The organism is Micromonospora sp. MGP-C2 (genome assembly GCF_057766525.1).
Genome location: NZ_JBYMEN010000002.1, coordinates 1412419 through 1434899 on the forward strand (window position 1 = coordinate 1412419; position 22481 = coordinate 1434899).

Annotated in this window: 19 protein-coding genes; 11 read left to right on the plus strand and 8 right to left on the minus strand. The window is 70.7% G+C overall.

Annotation, left to right across the window (positions count from 1 at the left end; translation table 11 throughout):
• A complete protein-coding gene (locus AC3CF1_RS06165) occupies positions 1-3132 on the minus strand; it encodes a S8 family peptidase (protein WP_488449784.1) in 3132 nt (1043 codons plus the stop codon).
• Positions 3133-3587: 455 nt separating this feature from the next.
• Between AC3CF1_RS06165 and AC3CF1_RS06170 the strand changes: the two genes are divergently transcribed.
• From AC3CF1_RS06170 to AC3CF1_RS06185, 4 genes are all read left to right on the plus strand, one after another.
• Positions 3588-5471: a Xaa-Pro dipeptidyl-peptidase gene (locus AC3CF1_RS06170; protein WP_488449785.1), complete on the plus strand. Its 1884-nt coding sequence runs from the start codon at positions 3588-3590 to the stop codon at positions 5469-5471.
• Between the two features lie 516 nt (positions 5472-5987).
• Entirely contained in the window at positions 5988-6647 is a 660-nt protein-coding gene (locus AC3CF1_RS06175; protein WP_488449786.1) for a C39 family peptidase, read from the plus strand.
• A 245-nt stretch (positions 6648-6892) separates the two neighbouring features.
• Positions 6893-7786, plus strand: coding sequence for a DUF1996 domain-containing protein (locus tag AC3CF1_RS06180; RefSeq protein ID WP_488449787.1), 894 nt, complete (start codon positions 6893-6895; stop codon positions 7784-7786).
• A gap of 72 nt (positions 7787-7858) precedes the next feature.
• Complete coding sequence (locus AC3CF1_RS06185) at positions 7859-8461, plus strand: DUF305 domain-containing protein (protein WP_488449788.1); 603 nt, start codon at positions 7859-7861, stop codon at positions 8459-8461.
• Positions 8462-8482: 21 nt separating this feature from the next.
• On the opposite strand, the gene AC3CF1_RS06190 is transcribed toward AC3CF1_RS06185, so the two are convergent.
• Complete coding sequence (locus tag AC3CF1_RS06190; protein ID WP_488449789.1) at positions 8483-9217, minus strand: alpha/beta fold hydrolase; 735 nt, start codon at positions 9215-9217, stop codon at positions 8483-8485.
• Positions 9210-9842, minus strand: coding sequence for a TetR/AcrR family transcriptional regulator (locus AC3CF1_RS06195; RefSeq protein ID WP_354980793.1), 633 nt, complete (start codon positions 9840-9842; stop codon positions 9210-9212). The genes AC3CF1_RS06190 and AC3CF1_RS06195 overlap by 8 nt, the downstream gene beginning before the upstream one ends.
• A 138-nt stretch (positions 9843-9980) precedes the next feature.
• Between AC3CF1_RS06195 and AC3CF1_RS06200 the strand changes: the two genes are divergently transcribed.
• The gene (locus AC3CF1_RS06200; protein WP_354980794.1) at positions 9981-11084 is read left to right on the plus strand and encodes an aldo/keto reductase; all 1104 of its coding nucleotides are present in this window, start codon (positions 9981-9983) and stop codon (positions 11082-11084) included.
• On the opposite strand, the gene AC3CF1_RS06205 is transcribed toward AC3CF1_RS06200, so the two are convergent.
• The 3 genes from AC3CF1_RS06205 to AC3CF1_RS06215 form a co-directional block, all read right to left on the minus strand.
• Positions 11039-12028 carry an alpha/beta hydrolase gene (locus AC3CF1_RS06205; RefSeq protein ID WP_354980795.1) on the minus strand — a complete coding sequence of 330 codons (990 nt, stop codon included), beginning with the start codon at positions 12026-12028 and terminating at the stop codon, positions 11039-11041. The two genes, AC3CF1_RS06200 and AC3CF1_RS06205, sit on opposite strands and share 46 nt — an antisense overlap.
• A gap of 76 nt (positions 12029-12104) precedes the next feature.
• Positions 12105-13001, minus strand: coding sequence for an acetyltransferase (locus AC3CF1_RS06210; protein ID WP_354980796.1), 897 nt, complete (start codon positions 12999-13001; stop codon positions 12105-12107).
• A gap of 158 nt (positions 13002-13159) precedes the next feature.
• Positions 13160-14356, minus strand: coding sequence for a low temperature requirement protein A (locus tag AC3CF1_RS06215; RefSeq protein ID WP_354980797.1), 1197 nt, complete (start codon positions 14354-14356; stop codon positions 13160-13162).
• Between the two features lie 305 nt (positions 14357-14661).
• Here AC3CF1_RS06215 and AC3CF1_RS06220 point away from each other — a divergent pair, with 305 nt between their 5' ends.
• The gene (locus AC3CF1_RS06220; protein WP_354980798.1) at positions 14662-15774 is read left to right on the plus strand and encodes a glycoside hydrolase family protein; all 1113 of its coding nucleotides are present in this window, start codon (positions 14662-14664) and stop codon (positions 15772-15774) included.
• Between the two features lies 1 nt (position 15775).
• Here the strand turns inward: AC3CF1_RS06220 and AC3CF1_RS06225 are convergent, their stop codons facing one another.
• Together AC3CF1_RS06225 and AC3CF1_RS06230 are read right to left on the minus strand one after the other, a co-directional pair.
• Positions 15776-16669 (minus strand): NAD-dependent epimerase/dehydratase family protein, encoded by an 894-nt coding sequence (locus AC3CF1_RS06225; RefSeq protein ID WP_488449790.1) that lies wholly within the window; start codon positions 16667-16669, stop codon positions 15776-15778.
• Between the two features lie 278 nt (positions 16670-16947).
• Positions 16948-17109 (minus strand): hypothetical protein, encoded by a 162-nt coding sequence (locus AC3CF1_RS06230; protein WP_210790387.1) that lies wholly within the window; start codon positions 17107-17109, stop codon positions 16948-16950.
• On the opposite strand from AC3CF1_RS06230, the gene AC3CF1_RS06235 reads away from it, so the two are divergent.
• From AC3CF1_RS06235 to AC3CF1_RS06255, 5 genes are all read left to right on the plus strand, one after another.
• Positions 17099-19282: a hypothetical protein gene (locus tag AC3CF1_RS06235; protein ID WP_488449791.1), complete on the plus strand. Its 2184-nt coding sequence runs from the start codon at positions 17099-17101 to the stop codon at positions 19280-19282. The genes AC3CF1_RS06230 and AC3CF1_RS06235 overlap by 11 nt on opposite strands.
• Positions 19283-19359: 77 nt before the next feature.
• Positions 19360-20100 (plus strand): hypothetical protein, encoded by a 741-nt coding sequence (locus AC3CF1_RS06240; protein ID WP_488449792.1) that lies wholly within the window; start codon positions 19360-19362, stop codon positions 20098-20100.
• A gap of 40 nt (positions 20101-20140) precedes the next feature.
• Positions 20141-20365 (plus strand): hypothetical protein, encoded by a 225-nt coding sequence (locus tag AC3CF1_RS06245; RefSeq protein WP_357966874.1) that lies wholly within the window; start codon positions 20141-20143, stop codon positions 20363-20365.
• Between the two features lie 78 nt (positions 20366-20443).
• Positions 20444-20863, plus strand: coding sequence for a PPOX class F420-dependent oxidoreductase (locus tag AC3CF1_RS06250; protein WP_088948766.1), 420 nt, complete (start codon positions 20444-20446; stop codon positions 20861-20863).
• A 268-nt stretch (positions 20864-21131) separates the two neighbouring features.
• Entirely contained in the window at positions 21132-22475 is a 1344-nt protein-coding gene (locus AC3CF1_RS06255) for a glycoside hydrolase family 18 protein (RefSeq protein ID WP_088948768.1), read from the plus strand.
• Positions 22476-22481 lie beyond the last annotated feature (6 nt).

Consider the following 22481-nt stretch of genomic DNA (forward strand, 5'->3'; position numbering starts at 1 on the left):
TCAGCCGGCGTTGTACGCCCGGATGATGGTCTGGTCGATGCCGCTACCGCCGTTGGCGGCGGCCTTCACCCGCAGCGAGACGGGCTGTCCGGTGGCGGCCGTCGGCAGCGCGACCCGGTAGGTGTCCCCGGTGCCGGTGACCCGGGCCGACGTCCAGGTGGCACCGTCGTCCGTCGAGGTCCAGACCTGGAACGACGTCACCTTCTGCGCCTTGATCCCCCGCATCTGCCGGACGGCCAGCTCGGCCGTCCCGCCGGTGGCGTGGTTGAGGGTGTCCATCGGCAGCGCGTAGTCCACCGCCAGCAGGGGCAGCGGCACACTGCCGGTGCCGTCCGGTCCGGCCGACCGGAACGTCCACGACGTGTTGACCCTGGTCGAGATCGGCAGGATCAGGCTCGTGTCGACGTCGAGGGTCAGCCGGTAGTCGGCCATCTGCTGCGCAACGGTGACGTCGGCGAGCGGGCGGTCCCGCTCGTCGATCAGCTTGCCGTTGCGGTACACCGACAGCTTGCGGTTCACCCCGATCGAGCCGCCCTGGAGGCAGTCGGCCCGCTGGTGCTGGTCCGTCAGCGACACCAGGTCGATGTGCAGGTTGCCCCGGGTACGCGACGGCGCGGTGGCGCAGCTGGACTCGGCCCCGGCCGGGTCGTCGTACCAGCCGGAGTGCAGCGGCTGCCGCGCCCACACCTTGGTCTGCCGGCTGCCCGGCTGGTAGCTGCGCGGCGCGTCCTGCGCCGACAGGCCACCGTAGACACCCTCGTCGGCCCAGAGGTAGCCGGGCGAGAGGTAGTCGGTGCGGTACGGGGGCAGGTTGCCCTCGTGGGTCTGCGTCACCGGCACCCCGTCGGGCGTGAAGCCGCTGCGGATCAGCTGGGTGACCATCCCCTCCGAGTCCATCTGGTGGAAGCGCTCCTCGATCCGGGCGAGCTTCGCCTGTTCGGCTCCGCTCACTCGGAAGGCGGGGTCGGCCGGTACTCCGCCCGCGTACTCGTGCACCAGGTTGTAGCGGTACGGCATGGCGGTGCCGGCCGGCGAGTCGAGGTTGACGGCCGCCCAGGTGCGCCGGGACCCGACACCGGGTTTCGGGAGCGCGGTGGTGCGGACCGTCGTCTGGGCCCCGTACCCGCTGACCTGGTGCCACCAGGAAAGCCCGTTCGGGGCGGTCTGGACGTTGGTGAGGTCGGTCCGGGTGGGTGTGGTGGGCACCCCGTCGACAGTCGCCGTCACCGGCCTGGCCCGCGCCGGGTCGAGCGTCACGCTTCGGGCACCGCGCACGTCCAGGTCGGGCTCGGCGGCGAGCGTCGTCTCCAGCACGTCACTGTCGACGTAGTAGGCGACGGATGAGCCGAGGATCGCGTACCGGCCGGCCGGCACCCGCAGCGTGAAGGTGTCGCCGGGCGTACCGCCCGCACCGCTGTAGTAGATCACCGGGTCGGTGAGGTTGGTGACCAGCAGGTTGATCCAACTCTCCGCGCCCTCCTTGAGGTCGGGCAGTGGCTTCGTCCGGATCGTCAGGTCATAGCTGGGTTGCTCGACGTAGAAGCTCACCGGCGTGGTCGAGACCAGCTTGTGCCCGGCGGTGCGGGCAGTGACGGTGGCCAGGTAGAAGCCCGGCCGGGCGGCCAGCGCCGCGCGGTTGATCCGCACTGTCGCGCCGGCGGTCGCGCCGCGCTTGAGCGTCACCCGCCTCGCCGACAGCGACGCCGCGCCCCGCGGCACCGACTGGCCGTCGTGGTTGACGACCGACACGTCGAGGTCCAGCACGGTCGTCGACTCACCGGTCCAGCTCAGCTTCGCCTCGCTGGTCCCGGACTGCGGGTACGCGAAGGTGCCGAGGTTGACGACCGGCTGGTCGCTGGTCGGGCCGCCGAGGGCCCGGGCCGCGTTGAGCCGACCGGCACCGACGGCGTACGCGTCGACGTCGCTCAGCGGGTCGGCGGCACCGACGAGTGCGGCCTTGAGCTGCGCACCGGTCCAGTCCGGGTGTCGCTGGGCGAGCAGCGCGGCGGCGCCCGCCACGTGTGGGCTGGCCATCGAGGTGCCGCTGATGGCCTCGTAGTACCTGTCGATCGGGTCCTGGAGGTTGGTGCCGGCGGCCCGTGCGGCGACGATGTCGACGCCGGGTGCGACCAGCTCCGGCTTGGCCACGTTGCTGGTGACCAGCGGCCCACGGCTGGAGAACTCGGCGAGCTTGTCGTTCCGGTCGACCGCGCCGACGGTCAGCGCGCTGGCGGCCGACCCCGGCGAGGAGATGGCCCCGCCGCTGTTGCCGGCGGCGATGACGAAGAGCGCGCCGGTGGACCTGCTCAGCCCGTCGACGGCCAGCGAGAGCGGGTCGTTGCCGTCGTCCGGGTCGCTGCCGCCGAGGCTCATGTTGATGACGTCGGCCCGGGTGGCGGCCCACTCCATGCCGGCGATGATCCCGGAGTCCGCACCGGAACCGTGGTCGTCGAGGACCTTGCCGATCACCAGCTTGGCGTCGGGCGCCACGCCGCGACGCTGACCGTGCGCGGCCGCGCCGGTGCCGGCGATGGTCGACGCGACGTGCGTACCGTGGCCGTTGTGGTCGACGGCGTCACCGCCCTCGGCGGTGAAGTCGGCCCGGTCGGCGACCCGGCCGACCAGGTCCGGGTGGGTGAAGTCGGCACCGGTGTCCAGCACCGCGACAGTGGTCCCCCGGCCGGTCCAGCCAGCCTTCCAGGCGTCGGGCGCGGCGATCTGGCCGAGGTTGCGGTCCAGGCCGGCGTGCTGTCCACCGCCGGTCAGGGCGGTGGCGCGGACCTTGCGGTCCAGCCAGACCTTCTTCGCGCCGGCGAGCAGCGAGTCGGTCGCCAGCTTCGCGGTGGCCGGGCTCTTCTTGGGTACGTGGCCGGCGACCGCGCCGATGCTGGGCAGCGACAGCACGTCACCGAGTGCGGCCACCCGAGCGGAAGCGGTGGCGGGCTGCACGATGACCGGCAGGTCCGTGGTGTTCTCGTCGTCGTACCCGTCGGCGATCAGCGCGGTGACGTCGAACAGGTCGGGGTCGAGGACCGGACCGATCTGGGACGCGACGCGGGCGGGTACGACGTGCAGGTGACCGTCGGGGCCGCAGGTCTGCTGGATGACCGCGTTCTCGTCGGCCGGCCGCACCGTGGCCTTGGGGCATCCCGATCCGGTGCTCCGGTACTGTCACCACGTCCCCGGTCAGCAGGGTGACGGTGTGCGTCTTCCCGTCGACCGAGGTCCTGGACGTGCCGGTCGTGCCGATACCGCCTGGGCCGGCCGTGGCAGGGCCGCCCGGTAGGGCGGTCAGCGTCGTGGCCGTGACGGCGATGGCCAACAGCCACCGCGTTTTCCTGAGCATGGTGCTCCTTGTCTAATGTGGACGAAGCCGTCTCTTCGGGCGACTTCCGGCAAGATCATATGCACGAGACTGTGATCTTCGGAGGCCCCGGAACGAGGAGTTTTCCGGCTCGCGCGAAGGATGCATCCCCGTCCGAGGGGATCGACGGGACGTCGGCGCCGTCCTAGCATGGCGACGAATGGATCTTCGAGATCGGCCCCTGCCGACCCCCGGCAACCAGCCCAACCGAAGGGAGACGCGCATGCGTCGACCCCGTCATCTGGCACTTCTGAGCATCGGTGTGTCCGGCGCTCTGGTGCTCAGCGCAGCCCCCACAGCAACGGCTGCCCCGCCCACCGCGACCACGCCCACCGGCATCGTGGTCAGCGACGGCATGACCCAACCGGTGTTCTCGCTCGCCGACGCTATCGAGGAGCGGGTGTTCGTCCAGACCCCGGTCGACACCGACCACGACGGTCGACCCGACCGGGTGGCGATCGACATCTCCCGACCCCGGGAGACCGCCACGCAGGGCTTCAAGGTGCCGGTCATCTTCGAGCACAGCCCGTACCGCAAGGGCACCTGGGGTGACGTCCCGTACCCGAGCGTGCTGGTCGACGAGCTGCCGCAGAACGGTCTGACCGACCGTTCCGGACGGCGGGCGCTCGACGTGGGCACCCAGCGCGCCCAGGCGAAGGCCAACCTGCCCGGCTCGCTGGACGACTACTACGTGCCCCGCGGGTACGCGGTGGTGCTCGGTCAGAGCGTCGGCACCGGCGACTCGGACGGCTGCCCCACCAGCGGCGACCAGGCCGAGACGCTCGGCACCAAGGCGGTCATCGACTGGCTCAACGGCCGGGCAAAGGGGTACGACGCGAACGGCGCCCCGGTCTCCGCCGACTGGACCACCGGCGCGGTCGGCATGACCGGTGTCTCCTACAACGGGACGCTGCCCAACCAGGTGGCCACCACGGGAGTCAAGGGACTCAAGACCATCGTGCCGGTCTCCGCGATCAGCAGCTGGTACGACTACTACCGGGCCAACGGTCTGGTCGTCGCCCCCGGGACGTTCCAGGGCGAGGACCTCGACATCCTGGCCCAGTACACCGCCGGGCAGGCACGGGCCGAGGGGCAGTGCGCCGACGAGCTGGCCGCCATCACCGAGGAGCAGGACCGGGTCACCGGCGACTACTCCGAATTCTGGCAGGACCGGGACTACCTCGACGCCCGCAACGTCAAGGCGAGCGTCTTCGTCGTTCACGGCCTCAACGACTGGAACGTGAAGACCGAGCACTTCGCCGGCTGGCGGGACCAGCTCGCGAAGCGCGACGTACCGCGCAAGATCTGGCTGCACCAGGGCGGCCACGGCGGCCCGGGCAGCAGCGCGTCGGTGACCCTGCCGAGCGGCCAGACGTGGACGTACAAGCAGACCGAGAACCGCTGGTTCGACTTCTGGCTGTGGAACGTGCGCAACGGCATCATGGACGAGCCGACCGCGGTGCTCCAGCGCGAGGACCGGGCCTACACCACGTACGCCAACTGGCCCGACCCGGCCGCGCGTGAGGTCGGCTTGCGGTTCGCAGCCACCGACGCCACCGCCCCGGGCACGCTCACCACGGGCAAGCCGCCGAAGGCCAAGGTCGAGCAGAGCTTCGTCGACGAGGGGCGGACCATCCACCCGGACACCCTGGTGTCCAACCCGGACACGACGAGCGCGAACCGACTCGCGTACCGCTCCCCCGAGCTGACGCAGAGCGTGCGCATCTCCGGCCGTCCGGAGATGCGGCTGCGGATGGCGATCGACAACAAGCCGGACGCGAACCTCACCGCGTACCTGGTCGACTACGGCCCGGCCGGGTCGACCGCAGCGCCGACAGTGGTGACGCGAGGTTGGATGGACCCGCAGAACCGCAAGAGCGCCGCACGCACCCAGCCGGTCAAGCAGGGCAAGCTGTACGACTACCGGTGGACCATGGAGCCGAAGGACTACGTCTTCCCGGCGGGCCACCGGATCGGCGTGGTCGTCTTCTCCAGCGACCAGGAGTACACCCTGCTGCCGTTGGGTGGCACCGAGCTGCGGGTCGCACCGAACGACAGCGAACTGCGGCTGCCGGTGGTCGGCGGGCGGAGCGTCCTCGGGTTCTGATCACGCCCTCTGCGACAGGTGGGGCAGTCCGACGCGTTCGGGCTGCCCCACCCGCGCGTCCGGCGGTGTCCGGTATCCCCACCCCGGTCAAGATCCGCGCAACATCAGGGAACTTGCTGCCTCGGCGTGGTCTGAGGCAGCACTTTCCCTGAAAGTGCGCGGATCTTGGATTGTCGACGCCCGGGGTTGCGGGGTGTGGTGTCCGGTTCGGCGGATCCGACCCTGGGGCGGGTGTCCGGTTTCGGCGTGCGTGTCGCGTGGTCGTGGCCACCCTGGGGGCGGAATCGTGGGCCGGGCGGGGTCGTTATACCTGGCATGCCACCGCGACTTCGGGTCGTGGGGCGAGGCGCACCGGCCGGGAACATCCGCCGGGCCGCCCCGGTTACATCCCCCGCAACGCCCGAGCAGATCCCCCGGTGGATCGCCGGCGTTCCCCCCGAGACTTTCCCGCACGGTCACCGTTCCCCCCTTGTGACGTGCCGTGCGGACACCCCCGATGCAGAGGAGCACGCCATCATGCGTACCGATCTGATTCGTAAGACCGCTCTGACCGCTGCTGGCCTGGCCTTCACCGGCGGCGCCATCGTCGGACCGATCACCGCCGCTTACGCCGCCACCGATGCCAAGCCGGCGTCGCAGACGCAGTCTGACCGCAAGCCTGCTGGTGAGCGTCAGCTGGGCGTGCGCTACGAGGCCCAGCCGAACTTCTACTACTGCGGCCCCGCCGCGACCCGCAACGCCCTGAGCGTGCAGGGCAAGGACATCAGCGTCGACGCCATGGCCAAGGAGATGGGCACCACCGAGGCCGGCACCAACTCCATCAACGACATCACCCCCGTACTGAACAAGGAAACCGGCAAGAACGACGCCTACCACTCGGTGGAGATCAGCACCCCGGACGCCGACGCCAAGCAGACCGACAAGCTGCGCGCCGACATCGTCCGCACCGTCGACGACGGCCGGGCCGTAGTCGCCAACATCGCCGGCACCACCACCGACACCGACGGTGCTATCCACTCCTTCGAGGGCGGGCACTACATCAGCGTCGTCGGCTACCGCGACAACGGCACCACCGTCAAGATCGCCGACTCCGCCGACCCGAACACCGCCTCCTACGAGGTCACCGTCGAGCACCTCGCCGACTGGATCGCCACCCGCGGCTACGCCACCAGCTGACCCCCACTGACACACCACGAAGGGCCGGACCCCACCACGGGGCCCGGCCCTTCGTCGTCTTTCATTTCCGCCAATTGCGGAACGTATTGACAACTTTCGACATCAGGGTGAGGCTTGACCTGCTGAGAGCGCTCTCTCGCACCGGCCTCAAACCGGCCACCACCAGTCTGGCCAGGGCAATCTCCGATGTCTTCGGCGGCGGCGCCGGAGCTGTCCCTGGCCCGTCCCCCGACAGGAGTCACACGATGGACAGGGCCGCACCCCTCTCCGGCACCCACCGCCGGCTGCGCCTCGCCACGGCGATCGGCGCACTGCTGGTGCTACTCGGCACGTACGTCGCCTCCACCACCGAGCGGGCCGACGCCGCCCCGGTCGCCAACGCCATCCGGGTTGCCGAGTTCCCCGCCGACTGTACCTACAGCCACCGGCTGCCAGACGACCCGATCATCTTCCCCGGGCTGCCCGGGGCCTCGCACATGCACAGCTTCTTCGGCGCCACGGTGACGAACGCCAACACCACCCTCCCTGACCTGGTCAACTCCCCCAGCACCTGCAACCCGCGGGTGGACGTCTCGTCCTACTGGGTGCCGACCCTGTACCGCGACAACGTGCCGGTGGAGCCGGCGATCGCCACGTTCTACTACCTGGGCGAGGGCGTACGCTCCGACGTCGTCGCGAACACCCAGCCGTTCCCGCTCGGGCTGCGACTCGTCGCCGGCAACGCGAAAGCCACCGGCTCGAACGACAGCATCGCCCGGTGGTCGTGCCTGCACGCCGGGCACGTGCCTCCGTCGAAGGACTTCGTCAACTGCCCGTCCGGCACGATGCTGGAGTCGTACCTGGACTTCCCGCAGTGCTGGAACGGCCGCGACCTGGACTCGCCCGACCACAAGAGCCACCTGGCGTACCCGGTGAACCAGGCCTGCCCGAGCACCCACCCGGTGCCCGTGCCGAAGTTGCGGCAGGTGCTGCGATACCCGGTCACCGGCGACCCCTCGCGGATCCGGCTCGCCTCCGGGCCGGGCTACACCATGCACGGTGACTTCTTCAACGCCTGGCCAGTCGCGGAGATGGCCCGTCGGGTCCAGGACTGCATTCGTCCCGTCATCAAGTGCGGTCACGACGGCCGACCGATCTGAGCCGACAGGCTCCCACCACGGAGGCGGGTCCGGTCACGCCGGGCCCGCCGTCCGAGGGCGAGAGGAGGCCGGATGCGAGCCCTCGTGAGCGCGTCCATGTCCCTGTTCCTCGCGGCGCTGCTCGTCACGGCGTGCGCCACCGGATCACCGACCACGACCGCACCGTCGACCGCCGCACCCTCGACTGCCGGCCAGTCCGACTCGGTGTCGCCCAGCGGCTCGGCCAGCCTGTTCAGCCCCACCGACGTCGCGTGGCTTCAGCTGACGGTGGCGATGAACGAACGCCTACTGCCGGTGCTGGACATGGTGCCGGGTCGGACCACCAATCCCGGGTGGCAGACCTTCGCCGCCCGGCTCGGCACGGCGCACCGCGCCGACCTCAGCACCGCCCGACGGCTGCTCGCGGAGTCCGGCGCTCCGGCGACCAACCCGCACGAGGGCCACGACATGCCGGGCATGGTCACCGAGCAGGAGTTGACGACGTTGCGGTCGGTCACCGGTGTCGCGTTCGAACGATTGGCAGGCCAGCACGTACGAGCGCACCTGCAACAGGCGGTGCGGATCGCCGCCGCGGAGCAGCGGAACGGCGTGCATCCGGCGACGACCGCGTTGGCCGCGGAGGTGGTCCGGGCTGGCGACGCCGAGCTCACCCGACTCGACCGGTTGACCCCGTAGACCGCCACGCCGATCGTCCTCTCAGCCGGTGGACAGCAGCCGGGCGATCGTCGCTGGCTCCGCCAGGTGCGGGAAGTGGCTACCGGGCAGCACGGTCACCACGACCTCCGGCAGGGTCTCCGTCAGCCAGGCCAGATAACGGGGTGGCGGCTCGGACGAGGTCACCCAGCGGTAGGGAATCCCGCGCTCACCGATGGACCGCAGATCACTGTGGCGCTCGGCGGCGATGTCCTCGTCGGAGCCGCGCAGGATCTCACCCCAGTAGCCCAGCAGCAGGTCCGGCCGGGGATCGGTCGCGGTGGTCACGATCTCGCGGGCCTCGGCCGGCAACGACTCGATGCCCATCCCGGCCAGCATGCCGTCCCACACCCGCCGCCAGTCCGGGCCGCGCAGTGTCGACTCCGCCTGGCGTACGGCCGCACCGAAGGGGCCGGGCAGCAGGATCTGGTCCAGATTCACCACGCCGCGCACCGGATAGCGGGCCGCGTACGTCGTGGCGACCACCGCGCCGACCGAATGTCCCACCACGATCGGCTGCGCGAGACCGGCGTCAGTCACCTGGTCGTGCAGGACCTCGGCAACCTCCGCCATCCGGTAGGACTCCCGACGTGGTGCGTCGCCGTGACCGGGCAGGTCGAGGGCGAGGATCTGCCGGTCGGGGTCGATCGCCGCAAGCTCACGCCGGACCGGGTCCCACTGTCGCCGGTCGTAGGTGAGGCCGTGCAGCAGCACCAACGGTGGTCGGTCGTCATTCATTGTCGCGCCCTTCGTGCTCTCCGCTCGCCCGGGCGCTGGCCCGAAGCGAGTCGATGGTGAGGTCGAGGGCCGCCTCGAGGTGATCGATCTTCCCGGTGGAGAGCAGCAGCAGGACGCCGCCCTGAATGCCGGCCAGCAGCGCCGCGGAGGCACGGTCGGCGTCCACGTCCGGGCCGATGTCCCCGGTCGACTGCATGTGGCGGATGCCCTCGGTGATCGCCGCCTGCCAGCGCCACATGAGCCCGGTCACGATCGCCTGCGCGCCCGGCGCGCGTCGGCCGGTCTGACCGAGCAGCCCGTTGAGCGGGCACTTCACGCCCTGCGCGAGGTAGCGCTCGATGAGCCGGTCGCGCCACGCCAGCCAGGACGGCCAGGACGTCAGGTTGCTGAGCATCGGCTCCTGGTCGATGAGCACCTGATCGGCCTCGTGCTGGGCCACCGCGAGCAGCAGGTCCTCCTTGCCGCCGGGGAAGTAGTGGAAGAGCTGCCCCTTGCTGGTGCTGGTGTGGGCCATCACGTCTTCGAGGCGTACCTCGTCGACGCCGCGCTCGCGGATCTCGGCGGCCGCGCCTGCGACGATCCGCGCCCGGGTGGCCTCGCCCTTGCGGGTCAACGCCCGTGTCATGAGACCCCCGTCACCGATCTGCGTCCGTACCTGCCGATCCAACGCTAGCGCGGACTTTGGACTTGCAGGTCCATTTTTGCCGAGCAAAGGTCTGGGACGGCCCGCTCGGGGCCGACGCGCGATCGAGAGGACGCAACGATGAACCACTACTACCTGCTCGGGCGGTCCGGTCTGCGGGTGAGCCGGCTGGCGCTGGGCACCATGAACTTCGGCGTCGACGGGTTCCATGCCGCCTACGGCAAGACCGAGGAGGAGGCGGAGCCGATCTTCCGTCAGTACCTGGAGTCGGGGGGCAACTTCATCGACACGGCGGACTTCTACACCGCCGGCGAGAGCGAGAAGATCCTCGGCCGCCTGATCGACCGGGCCGGCGTCCGCGAACGGCTCGTGCTCACCAGCAAGGCCACCAACACCGTCGACCCGACCGACCCGAATGCCAGCGGCAACGGTCGCAAGCACATCACGCGGGCTGTGGAGGCCTCGCTGCGCCGACTCGGCACCGACTACATCGACCTGTACCTGCTGCACACCTGGGACCGGATCACACCGGTCGAGGAGGTCGTGCACACCTTCGACGACCTGGTGCGGGCCGGCAAGATCCGGTACGCCGGGCTCTCCGACGTGCCGGCCTGGTACGCGGCCCGGGCGCAGAGCTACGCCGAGGCACACGGGCTCGCCCCAATGATCAACGTGCAGCTGCCGTACTCCCTGGTCACCCGGCACATCGAGGCGGAGTTCGTGACGATGGCCCAGACCCTGGGAATGGGTGTCACCGCGTGGAGCCCGATCGGTGGCGGCCTGCTCAGCGGCAAGTACCGCCGGACCAGCGAGGGTATGAGCGGCACCGGCCGGTTGACCAACCCCGACGCCGCGGGTCGGGAGATCAGCCCCGGCGACTGGCAGGTGATCGAGGCACTGGAGAGCGTGGCCGCCGATCTGGGGCGCAGCATGGCGCAGGTGGCGATCAACTGGGTGGCCACCCAACCCGCCGTCGCCTCGGTGGTCGTCGGGGCGAGCAGCCCCGAGCAGCTCGCCAGCAACTTCGGTGCGCTCGACTTCGAGATCCCGGCGGACGCCCGTCGGCGACTCGACGAGGCGAGCGCCCCGAACCTCGGGCTGGTCTACGGCATGTTCACCCCGCAGTACCAGTCCTGGGTGGTGAGCCCCGGCCTCGGCATCGGCGACAAGCCGGCCGGTTACGCCCCGCCGGTGTTCAACGGCGCCACCCCGCCCACCCCGTAGGGGAACGGTCCGGGGAGCGTCTCCCCCTCGTAGAGCGCGATGTACAGCCGGCGCAGCTCGGGCCCGTCGGCGCCGAGCACGGTGAGGTTGAGGGTGTTGTGGCCGACGCCCAACGCCTCCGGCAGGGTGCAGACCTGGAGCGGAATCGCGTTCGCGTCGGCGATCCGGCGCGGCACGCGCTCCGCCGCACCGAGGTCGACCACGCCGTCGAGGGGGCTGATCGCGACGGCCGCGGTCCGCAGACCGGTCCGTCGTGGCGGCGTCGGCAGAGTACGCGCGATGCTCAGGTACTGGGTGACGGCGGCGAGGGAGTAACCGCGCGACGTGACGCGGTCCGGGAGGATGCGGCGCCCGTACAACATGATGAGCGGTCGGACCGCGAAAGCCGGCGCCTGCCGACGGTCCGGGCCGAAGAACGGCGACAGCAACAGCAGACGCCGTACGACGGTGCCCGGCACCTGGGCCAGCCAGGCGGCCAGGACGGCACCGCCGGAGATCCCCACGACGCCCACCTCGTCTCCCAGGCCCTCGGCGACGGCCAACGCCCGCGCGGCGTACGTCGTCAGCTCGTCGGCCTGGACCCGGTGGTGGGCCCGCAGGTCGACGGTGCCGTGCCGCGGGGCGCGCGGAACCCATACGTTGTAGCCGCGGTCGAAGAACTCCTCGGCCAGTTCGTCGTACTGGTCGGGCGCGAGGGTGTATCCGTGCAGCAGCAACACGGCCCTGCCGGTGCGGGAGCCGTGGCTCAGGAGACGGCTGTGCGACTCCGGCCGGACCTCCGGGTCAGCCGCCTCGGCGGCGATGACGGCCTCGGCGGCACGGACGGCGGTGTCGAAGTCGAGCGGCCGCGCCGGTGCGACCCGTGGCTCACGGCGCAGCGACCGCCACAGGCAGAGCGCGGCGACGGCCGCCACGACCAGCGCCAGTACGCCGACGATGAGCATGGCCCGATGCTGACAGGGCCAGCGGTCGGCGCCGGTGCGGGGGTGCGCCCCGGTGACAGGGCGCACCCCCGATCCGCTACTCCTGCTGGTCCGCCGGCGCGAAGACGACCCTGGTGCGCAACTGCCGGAACCCGGTCCGCTCCAGCTCGGCCAGCACCGCCACCCGCCGCGCGTCCACGTCGGCGATGACCTCCCGGGCGCCGCCGGTGGCCAGCAGGCGGACCGCCTCGGCCAACAGCTCTGGCCGGGCCGCCTCGTCGAGCAGGCCGAGGTAGACGAGAAGTGGGTAGCAGGCGTCCCCGGCGGTGCCGACCAGACCCACCGGCTCTCCGGCGTCCAACGCGACGCGCCATCCCTCCAATCCGTCCCCCAGCCAGCCCAGAGGGTCGGTGGCGAGGTCGACGCCGCTGACCACCCGTGCGATCTCTACGCCGGTCAGCACGTCCGGCTCGTCGATCCTGGCGACCAGGGCGTTGACCTCCGTCGCGTCGACCGGCGGACGGAAGTCGTACCGTCCGGAGGACGCCGGCAGGGGTGTGCCCGTCCAGGAGCACCGGAGCCGCTCCCCCCGCTCGACCAGGCCGGCGAGCCGAGCCGCGGCCATCGGCGCCTCCACCACGGCCCGCACCTCGGGGCGGCGCCGCCAGTGTGCCGGCAGCGCGGCGTAGTACAGGCCGGGGCCACCCAGCGCCTGATGGGCGGCGTGCAGCAGCTCGGCGCCGACCTCGGGCTCGGCGTCCAGATCGAACCGGTCCAGCCAGGGCGCGCCGACGGCGCCCGGTGGGAGGAGCCAGGCGGCCCGACCGACCACCCGGCCGTCGCGCAGGGCGACCCAGGTGGTCTCGGGCCGATAGCCGCCGCCGGCGACCCCGTCGGCGTAGCCGACCTGGCGCAGTTGGGGCAGCGGATCAGGCATGGAGTCGAACAGGTTTTCCTCGCCCGCGACGAGCGGACGGATGACCAGATCGGTCATGGCGTGGTCCTCCGGGAAGCGAGCGCCCCGGATCAGATCCGCGCGGACGCCGGAGCGCGGAGGGGGCGCAGAACATCGGACATTGTTCTGACCTCCCCTCGGCTCGACGGCGTGCCGGAAGAACATACGCCGATCGGTCGCCGCCCCGCAACGGGTTGTCACAGAGTCGGGTTGGTTTCCGACCCTCGCTTGTGGGCCCGCTGGTCGAAGACGGCGATGCCGGCCAGGATCACCGCTGCGACGGCCGCCACGGCGACCGGCGGGAGAAACACCATCGGTACCGCCGCCAAGGCCAGCGTCACCGCACCGACGTACAGCACCCGACACCGCGGCGTGGTTCTGCTCGCCCGCTCCAGGGAGCTGCGCCCGATCAGGAACAGCACCGGGCCGCCGAAGATGATGACCACCAGAGCCCAGTCGATCGGCGGGTGCGGGTCCTCGATGACCTGCCCGAAGCCGACGGCGGTGCAGATGATGCCACCGACGATCAACAACAGGCTGTAGCTCGCCCACGGCGACAGCTGGACCCCCTCACCGCTCGGGGTCGAGGCATGGCCGGACCTGACGTGGTAGAAGTAGATCCGCCAGAACGAGACCACCGCCACGAACGAGGCGACGAGGACGATGGTCCCATCGGTCGAGAAGCCCGGAAAGCTGACCGCGGCGCCGGCTTCGAGCACCACCTCGGCGAGAGCGATCATGAAGAACTGGTTGTACCGCTCGGCGAGATGCTCCTCCGAGACGGTGACCCCCATGCTGTTGAGCTGTCTCCCGCCCATGCGGGGAAGGGGGTAGGTGGTGGCGGCGCCGATCATCTCGATGGCGAGCGCGATGGTCCAGAAGATGCCCCGACCGAGACCGCCACTGATGCCGCCACTGATCCAGAGCACGCTGGTGACCAGGTGCCAGGTCAGCACCCGGAGCGCGAACGCGTGCACCGGGTGGCCCCGCAGGGCGAACGACAGGAACAGCGGTCGGCCGACCTGGATGACGACGTAGGTGCAGGCGAAGACGACGCCGCGCTGGCCGAAGGCCTGCGGCAACGAGACGGCCAGCACCAGCGTGCCGAACATCGTGGCCAGCAGGACGGCCTGGAGATCGGGGCGTCGAGGGTCGTAGGTGCTCGCCAGCAGGGCGTTGAGCGACCAGATCATCCACATCGCCGTGAAGAACAGCACCGTCTGGCCCGCCTCGGACAGCAGCGTGTGCCGGACGATGGTCAGGTCGTCCGCGACCCGCCCGGCGAGACGGGCCAGCGCGAAGACGTACACGATGTCGAACAGCAGTTCCAGGACGGTCGCCGAGTTCGGGCTCCTGCTGTCCCCGAGCCCACGGGACCCGATGCGCGTCAACACGGACGGCGGGGCAGCTCAGCCGGCCAGGGCCGCCGACACGGGCGGGCCGAGGTGATGGCGGTGCTCGGCGATCCGACCCTTTGCCATCGCCCCCGAGCCCCCTAACCGACCGCGTGATCCAGTTACGCGTACTTTATCCATCTTTCTGGGATTCTGCGGTGGATGGCGGATCTGGCCCGCTGCTCACCCGGGCAGAAACTGTTATCCCGGTACGGGCGTCCAGTCTCCTGAGGGGAAGGTGGTCGCAAGATCCGCCGCCACCACGGCATCGGACAGCGATGCGACCACACGGAGGAGTCGAGACGATGCGCGCAACAGGTCAGGGTGGAGCGGACGCCGCGAAGGGGCATCGGGGCGTCCACGCGGACCCCCGACGCGGGTTGTCCGGCCGCCTCCCGACCGGCGCGAGGCGTCTGCTGTGGCCGCTCGCCGTGGCTGCCGCGGTCATCTTTCTGGTGACCGGGGTGATCGTCGTGATCCAACCGACCGGGCCGACGCCCGCTCCCGCAGCGGCCCCGCAGTCCGTCGACGAGCCGCTGGGCGCCAACCCGGCGTCCAACTCCCCCACCGCGACCACGCCGGTCGCCACGCCGAGCCCGACGGGAGCGACCCCGTCCCCGACCCTGACGCCGACGGCGAAGCCGACGACCGGGCGTACGGTCGCCCCGGCGGCACCCGTGGTGACTTCGAAGCGCAAGGGTGTCGGGGTGTGGACCTTCGACGGCGTCAACCAGGCGCTGGCCAGCTCCGGGGCGAGCTGGTACTACACCTGGGACGTGGCCCACCAGGGCGTCACCAGCCCGAAGGGCGCCGAGTTCGTCCCGATGATCTGGGGGGCGAAGAGCGTCACCGCCACCAACCTGCAACAGGCCAGAAAGAACGGCAGCCACCTGCTCGGGTTCAACGAGCCGGACCTGAAGGGTCAGGCGGAGATGACCGTGGAGCAGGCGTTGGAGCTGTGGCCGCAGCTGGAGGCGACCGGCCTTCCGCTGGGCAGCCCCGCCGTGGCCTGGGGCGGTGACCGGCCGGGCGAGTGGCTCGACCGCTTCATGGCCGGCGCGAAGCAGCGCGGGTACCGCGTCGACTTCATCGCCCTGCACTGGTACGGCGGCGACTTCACCACCGCCAACGCCGTCAACCAGCTCAGGTCGTACCTGCAGGCGGTGCACGACCGCTACAAGCTGCCCGTCTGGCTCACCGAGTTCGCCCTGATCGACTTCTCCAACGGCGTTCGCTTCCCGACCCAGGCACAGCAGGCCGCGTTCCTCACCGCGGCGACCCGGATGCTGGGCGGCCTGTCCTGGCTTCAGCGGTACGCGTGGTTCGGCCTGCCCGCCACGGACAAGGACCAGACCGGGCTCTTCCGCACGGGCAGCGAGGCGACCGCCGTGGGCCGCGCCTACCAGGCGGCTCGCTGACCTAGAGCTGATCCACGTGGTCTCGCCAGGAGTGCTGCGGCTCGTACCCCAGCACCCGGCGGGCCTTGTCGATGCTGAGCAGGGTCTCGTGCTCGCCCAGCTCCTTGCGGATCTCGACGCCCGGGTAGACCTCGGCCATCAGACTGGCGCTGGACCTGGTCATGACGGTGTCGGCGTTGGCGATGATGAACACGTCTGCGCCGGGCTGGTCGTGGGCGAGGGCCCGCTCGACCGCCTGGGCTCCGTCCCGGGCGTCGATGTAGCCCCACAGGTTCCACCGGCGCAGCAGCGGGTCGGCGTCGAAGGAGGGGAACGGGGCGTAGTCCTCGACGTCCATCACGTTGGAGAAGCGCAGACCCACCATGACCAGCGCCGGGTCCCAGCGGCAGAAGTGCCGCGCCATCTCCTCCTCAAGGGCCTTGTTCAACGAGTACGTCGACTCGGGGCGCGGCGCGTACTCCTCGTCGACCGGCGCGTACGGCGGTGGGGTGTCGAACGGCAGCCCGAGGACCGTCTCGCTGGACGCCCAGACGACCCGCCTGATCCCGGCCGCCCTGGCGGCGGCGAAGACGTTGTACGTGGCCGCGGAGTTGTTGGCGAACGTCGTCGCGTTCGACATGAGCCCGGGGGCCGGGACCGCCGCCAGGTGCACGACCGCGTCGACGCCGCCGGCGTGTTCGTCGGCGCCTCCGGTGAGCGCCTCCACCACCTGCCCGTAGTCGGTCAGATCGACCTGGAGGAACTCGCCGGCCACGTCGCGGGGGTCGCGGCCTCCGGCGCGGTCCACCGCCAGCACGTCGACGCCCACGGCGCGCAGGTGGGCGACCACGGCACGGCCGAGCTTGCCGGTGGCCCCGGTGACGACAACACGCCTGGGCAGTGCGGGATCGGTCATGCCCACATCCTCTCCGGCGTGGCGCGGCACCCCGCACGCGGGTGAGGCACACCGGCTGTCAGCTGCCTTACATCGGGGGCTGTCGATCTTAATCCATTGGTAGCTTAGCGAAGTTCGTCGATGCGGGGATTGAGACCGAACTGCTCAAAGCGCCTGCGTGCCGTGCGGCTACCGGTCGCGGTGACGTCCAGCGGCACCACGTCCACCCCGTCGGCGATCCGTCCACCGGAGCAACGCAGACCACGGGGAGGGCACATGCACCACCGCACGCCACCGCGTCATCGTACGAGAGCCTGGCTATCCAGCACCGCCGCGGCACTGATCATCGTCGCCGGCGCCGGAACACCAGCCACCGCAGCACCGGCGGCGCCGACCCCGGGGAAGATCGGGGCGCAGTGCGCACCGACCCACTCGGAGTGGCTGCGCTGCGTGACGGTCACCGCAGCACTCGACCGGGCACCGACCACCGGGCAGACCGCCCGGCTCACCGTCACCGTCGACGCCCGGGTGGCGATCGACGACCTGCGGGTACTGGTCACGCTTCCGTCGGCTCTGCGCCCGGCCGCGACCCCGGCCGGCTTCACCGCGGCCCGGGCCCTGTCGCGGGTGCCGTCCGACGCCGGCGAGGTCACCACGCTGAGCACGACCGTCGACGCGGCACCCAGCCGTGTCCTGCGCTACCAGACCGACCTGATCGCCACGGCCACCGGTCCCACGGTGTTGCGGGTGCAGGCGAAGTCCGCCGGCGGGCCCGTTCTCGGCAGCGACGAGGTCCACGTGCCGGTCACGATCGGCGCCACGGACCGCGAGTCCCGACTGGGCAAGGCCGAGGGTGACGCGGAGGCCGCACAGACTCCGGCCGGCACGCCGGTCGTCCGGGCCAACCCGTCGGTGCCCTACCGTCCCGCTAGCACCGCCGGACTGCCGGCGCCACACAGCGACGACATCCGGTCGCCCGGTGCGGCGCCCGCCCAGGTCACCTGCGTCACGGGCAGCTTCGACTACAGCGACAACAACGGCGCCTGGCACCCGTCGAAGAACCTGCAGTACCAGGTGTGGGACGACGACTCGTTCGGCGACGACCTGCTCGCGGCCGGGCTCACCGACGGCGCTGGTGCCTATCGCGCCTGCTTCGGCAACGACGATGGCATCGGCGGTGGTGGTCAGGACGTGTACGTCCGCGCGGTCACCGAGGGCACGCAGTACAAGGTGGAGGACTCGGACGACGACGCGTACGCGTTCCGCAGCACCACCCGGGACAACCTGGGCAACGGCCGCACGTACGACTACGGACAACTGCACACCGCGGACACGACGTTGATGCCGGCATACCACACGTACGACACCGCCGACGACGCGCTGGCCTGGACGCCGGGCGACTGCTGGGACATGCGCGACGAGAGCTGCCAGAACATCGACATCGAGTGGGAGCCGGGCTCGACCGAGGGCACCTACTACGACCCCGGCGACGACGAGGTACGGCTGCTCGCCGCCGACCCGGGCAATCCGTGGGTGGTGATCCACGAGCTCGGCCACGGTGTCATGGACGACGTCTACGAGGACAACTACCCGCAGATCGGCTCGGAGTGCAGCCCAACGCACTACCTCACCCGTCGGTCCGGCCCGGCCTGCGCCTGGTCGGAGGGCTTCGCCGACTGGTTCGGCGCCGCCGTGCTGAACAACCCCGACCTGCCCGGCTACGGCAACATCGACACCGCGACCTGGGGCACCCCTGACTGGGACGACGGCGACCAGGTCGAGGGCCGCGTCGCTGGCGCGATCTGGGACCTGCTGGACACCGGCACCGAGGGCACCGACGCCTACCGCGACACGCTGACGAACGTCTGGGACACGTTCCTGGACCACCGGGTGACCAGCTTCGCCGCCTACTGGTCGGCACGCGGCCAGGACGGCCACGAGGTCGGCGACCAGGCGCTCGGATCGCTGTTCCAGAACACGATCGACTACGGGTTCCGTCGGGGGTTGACCGACGGCGCCGAGGTGACCGCCACGACGCCGCCGAACGACCAGAACTTCCGGTACGACACGCGGCACGCGGCATGGTCGGTCGTCGCGGTCCGCCCGCCGGCAGGCGCGGACGACGACGTGACGCTCTTCGACGACCGGGCACAGACCCAGCGGCTGGAGGAGAGCCTGCTCGGCGTCGACGTGACGGACTTCGTCGCGGTCGACTCCACAGCCGGGCGGCGCCCGCTCGGCGACTACTATCCGCGGATGCACCGGGTCAGCGGCACTGGGGCGTACACCATCGAGCTGGCCGACAGCGGCCAGACACTGGTCGACACCGCGAAGCGGCAGATGGGCACGGGTGACGTGGCCGCTGTCTGGAACTCGTGCCTCACCGCCGGCCAGCAGGTGACGTTCACCGTCACGCCGGGCGACCCGAGCCAGGACGCCGAACTGTTCGTGGTGTCCTCGACGGCCGGTGCGCAGGCCACGTACGTACGGGACCGGGCCAGCGCGGCGACCGCGGCCGCGACCGGGGCGGGCCAGCCGGAGTCGCTCGCCTACACGGCACCGGCCGACGGCTGCGTGGGCGTGATCATCGTCAATCGAGCGGGCAGTGGCACCTACACACTGACCCGTTCTTGATCAGGTGAGGTTCCGGCGGGTACCCACAATCGGGTGCCCGCCGGAACCTGTACCCGCAGGGGGAACGTCGAACGGTAATGACCCGACGCCTACTGCTCAGTGCGGTCCTCCTCCTCGCCGCCTGCTCTGACGGACCGGCAGCTCGGCCGCCGACCGGCACGGACACCGTGATCGCGGTGGTCGACCGGCGCGGCGGTTTCGCCGCCTCCGCCGAGCAGTGGGCGCTGCCGGCGCTCACCCTCTACGGCGACGGCACCGCCGTGACGCGGGGTGACGACCGGGGTGCGCTGCTGACGGGGCATCGCCGGACGCTCTCGACGGCACAGATCGACGCGCTGTTCCGGCGTGCGGACGACGCGGGCATACTCACGGACCGCGACTACCCGCAGGACGTCACTGACGCGGCCACACTCACCGTGCGGCTGACCACGACCGGCGGCACGTACGAGACGACGGTCACGCAGCCGTCGCCCGGCGAGGGCGGTGACCGTGGTGAGGTGATCGCGTTCGCCGAGGCCGCGGCAGCCTCCGGTGTCGACGCCGGAGAGTACCTGCCGCAGCGGGCGGCGGTGCTGGTGGTCGCCGATTCCGAGGACAACTCCGACGTACGGCCCTGGCCACTGGACGTGTCCCTGTCCGCGATGGACGGCGCACCCCAGCGGCCCTGCCACGTGGTCGACGGCGCGACGCTGGCACCGCTGCTGGCCGAAGCCGGCGCGGCGCGCGGCGAGACCCGATGGCAGGCTGAGGGACACCGGGTACGCCTGGTGGTCCGACCGCTGCTGCCGCACGAGCGGACCTGCTCGGACCTCGACTAGGCGGCATCACGGCACAACTTTGGGAGTCAGCGCGATGGGAATGATGGTGACCGCGAGGCGGATCGAGGCCACCGCGGATGAGGTCCGCTATGAATTCGGGTTCGAGGACAGGTTCGACCGGGTTCTCACGATCGATCCCAGAACCCTTGAAGCAGGTGTCGACGACGGCGAATTCAACTCGGCCGCCAGCGCGATCACCGTAAAGATCGTCAAGGCGTGGCGGTCCAGCGGCGAGTTCCCCGCCACGATGATGTACGCCAGTTGAGCGATCACATCCCACGGCGATCGGGACGGAGGGTGCGTAACGTGCAGGGGTAACCCTGACGCGACGAGGAGAGACTTCATGTCCAAGCCACCGCTGCCCGAGCCCGCGATCGCCATGCTCCAGAAGCCGAACCCGGCCGTCATGACCACCCTGCAGGCGACCGGTCAGCCGGTGTCCGCTGCCACCTGGTACCTGTGGGAGGACGGCCGGATCCTGGTGAACATGGACGAGAGCCGCCGCCGGCTGGAGCACGTCCGCAACGACCCGCGGGTGTCCCTGACCGTGCTCGACGAGGCCGGCTGGTACACCCACGTCAGCATCATCGGGCACGTCGTCGAGCTGCGGGCCGACGAGGACCTGGCGGACATCGACCGGTTGTCGCAGCACTACACCGGCAATGCGTACCCCCGCCGGGAGCGCGCCCGGGTCAGCGCCCTGATCGAGATCGACCGCTGGCACGGTTGGGGCTCCCTCAAGGACAACGACCAGGTCGGCTGACCAGCATCAGCCCGGCCGGCGGCACCGCCGGCCGGGCTGGCGGCACCCGTCAGGGCTGCACGGTGGCGGGCCGGGCGCCGACGCGGGTCACCAGGTAGCCGAAGGCCGCCGCGGTGAAGAACATGCACAACATCGTTACCACCGGGTAACGCCGCAACAATCCCCGATGTGGCTGGACGCTCTTGACCCCGGACTGTGATCGGCTTAACTTCATCAATCAGATAAGTCTCTTTACTAATTCTGCTTGATGCCTCGTGGGAGTGTGCCGATGCGACCATTCCGCCACCGCCGTCTCACCGCCGTCGTCACAGTGGCGGCCCTGCTGTTCACCGCCGCCCCGCCCAGCGCCGCCAGCGCGGGCGACAACCAGCAGCGCCGCACCGGTTACCACCGGGTCGGCTACTTCACCCAGTGGGGCATCTACGGCCGGGCCTTCCCGGTCAAGAAGCTCGACACGTCCGGGGCGGCGAGCCGCCTCACCCACGTCAACTACGCCTTCGGCAACGTCAGCGAGGACGGACGCTGCTACGTGGACGGCGGGCCGGGCGAGGGCGACGCCTGGGCCGACTACCAGCGACCCGTCCCCGCCGAGGAGAGCGTCGACGGCGTCGCGGACGCCCCTGGCCAGGCCCTCAACGGCAACTTCGGCCAGCTCGCCAAGCTGAAGGCCAAGCACCCCAAACTGAAGGTGCTGATCTCGCTGGGTGGCTGGAGCTGGTCGACGTACTTCTCGAACGCCGCCCGCACCGACGCGTCCCGCAAGGCGTTCGTCGCGTCCTGCATCGACCTCTACCTGAAGGGCAACCTGCCCGGCGGGGACGGCGCCGCCGGCGGCCCGGGTGCCGGGGCCGGCGTCTTCGACGGCATCGACCTCGACTGGGAGTGGCCCAACTGGGAGGGTGAGCCCGGCAACGTCATCCGCCCGGAGGACCGGGAGAACTTCACCAAGCTGCTCGCCGAGTTCCGCCGGCAACTCGACGCGTACGGGCGCACCACCCGGACGCACCACCCGCTGACCGCCTTCCTGCCGGCCAACCCGGCCACCATGGACGCCGGCTACGAGGGCCGCAAGATCTTCAAGTACCTGGACTTCGCCACAGTGCAGGGGTACGACTTCCACGGCGGCTGGGAGGCAGTGGCCAACCAGCAGTCGGCGCTGCGCGTACCGGCGGGATCGCCGGACAACCCGGACTTCTCCGTCGAGGTGGCCATCGACGGCTGGATCGCCCGCGGGGCGCCGCGCGACAAGCTCGTGCTCGGCATCCCGTACTACGGTCGGGGTTGGACCGGTGTCACCGGAGGCGGCAACGGCCTCTTCCAGCCGGCCACCGGGCCCGCGCCGGCCACCTTCGAGGCCGGCTACGAGGACTACAAAAAGCTCAAGACCCTGGCCGGCAACGGCTACACAGTGCACCGCGACCTCCGCGCCGGGCACGCCTGGCTGTTCGACGGCACGACGTTCTGGACGTACGACGACCCGGCGGTCGTGTTGCAGAAGACGCTCTACATCCGCCGTGCCGGCCTGGCCGGAGCGATGATCTGGTCGCTGGACGGCGACGACGACAACGCCACGCTGACCAGGACGATCGGCCTCGGCCTGACGACCTGGTAGGCGTAC

What these genes read in the sequence shown, in the direction of transcription:
- AC3CF1_RS06170 (WP_488449785.1), top strand. Translation starts at nt 3,588, where the DNA reads ATGCGTCGACCCCGTCATCTGGCACTTCTGAGCATCGGTGTGTCCGGC.
- AC3CF1_RS06175 (WP_488449786.1), top strand. Translation starts at nt 5,988, where the DNA reads ATGCGTACCGATCTGATTCGTAAGACCGCTCTGACCGCTGCTGGCCTG.
- AC3CF1_RS06180 (WP_488449787.1), top strand. Translation starts at nt 6,893, where the DNA reads ATGGACAGGGCCGCACCCCTCTCCGGCACCCACCGCCGGCTGCGCCTC.
- AC3CF1_RS06185 (WP_488449788.1), top strand. Translation starts at nt 7,859, where the DNA reads ATGCGAGCCCTCGTGAGCGCGTCCATGTCCCTGTTCCTCGCGGCGCTG.
- AC3CF1_RS06190 (WP_488449789.1), bottom strand. Translation starts at nt 9,217, where the DNA reads ATGAATGACGACCGACCACCGTTGGTGCTGCTGCACGGCCTCACCTAC.
- AC3CF1_RS06195 (WP_354980793.1), bottom strand. Translation starts at nt 9,842, where the DNA reads ATGACACGGGCGTTGACCCGCAAGGGCGAGGCCACCCGGGCGCGGATC.
- AC3CF1_RS06200 (WP_354980794.1), top strand. Translation starts at nt 9,981, where the DNA reads ATGAACCACTACTACCTGCTCGGGCGGTCCGGTCTGCGGGTGAGCCGG.
- AC3CF1_RS06205 (WP_354980795.1), bottom strand. Translation starts at nt 12,028, where the DNA reads ATGCTCATCGTCGGCGTACTGGCGCTGGTCGTGGCGGCCGTCGCCGCG.
- AC3CF1_RS06210 (WP_354980796.1), bottom strand. Translation starts at nt 13,001, where the DNA reads ATGACCGATCTGGTCATCCGTCCGCTCGTCGCGGGCGAGGAAAACCTG.
- AC3CF1_RS06220 (WP_354980798.1), top strand. Translation starts at nt 14,662, where the DNA reads ATGCGCGCAACAGGTCAGGGTGGAGCGGACGCCGCGAAGGGGCATCGG.
- AC3CF1_RS06225 (WP_488449790.1), bottom strand. Translation starts at nt 16,669, where the DNA reads ATGACCGATCCCGCACTGCCCAGGCGTGTTGTCGTCACCGGGGCCACC.
- AC3CF1_RS06240 (WP_488449792.1), top strand. Translation starts at nt 19,360, where the DNA reads ATGACCCGACGCCTACTGCTCAGTGCGGTCCTCCTCCTCGCCGCCTGC.
- AC3CF1_RS06245 (WP_357966874.1), top strand. Translation starts at nt 20,141, where the DNA reads ATGATGGTGACCGCGAGGCGGATCGAGGCCACCGCGGATGAGGTCCGC.
- AC3CF1_RS06250 (WP_088948766.1), top strand. Translation starts at nt 20,444, where the DNA reads ATGTCCAAGCCACCGCTGCCCGAGCCCGCGATCGCCATGCTCCAGAAG.
- AC3CF1_RS06255 (WP_088948768.1), top strand. Translation starts at nt 21,132, where the DNA reads ATGCGACCATTCCGCCACCGCCGTCTCACCGCCGTCGTCACAGTGGCG.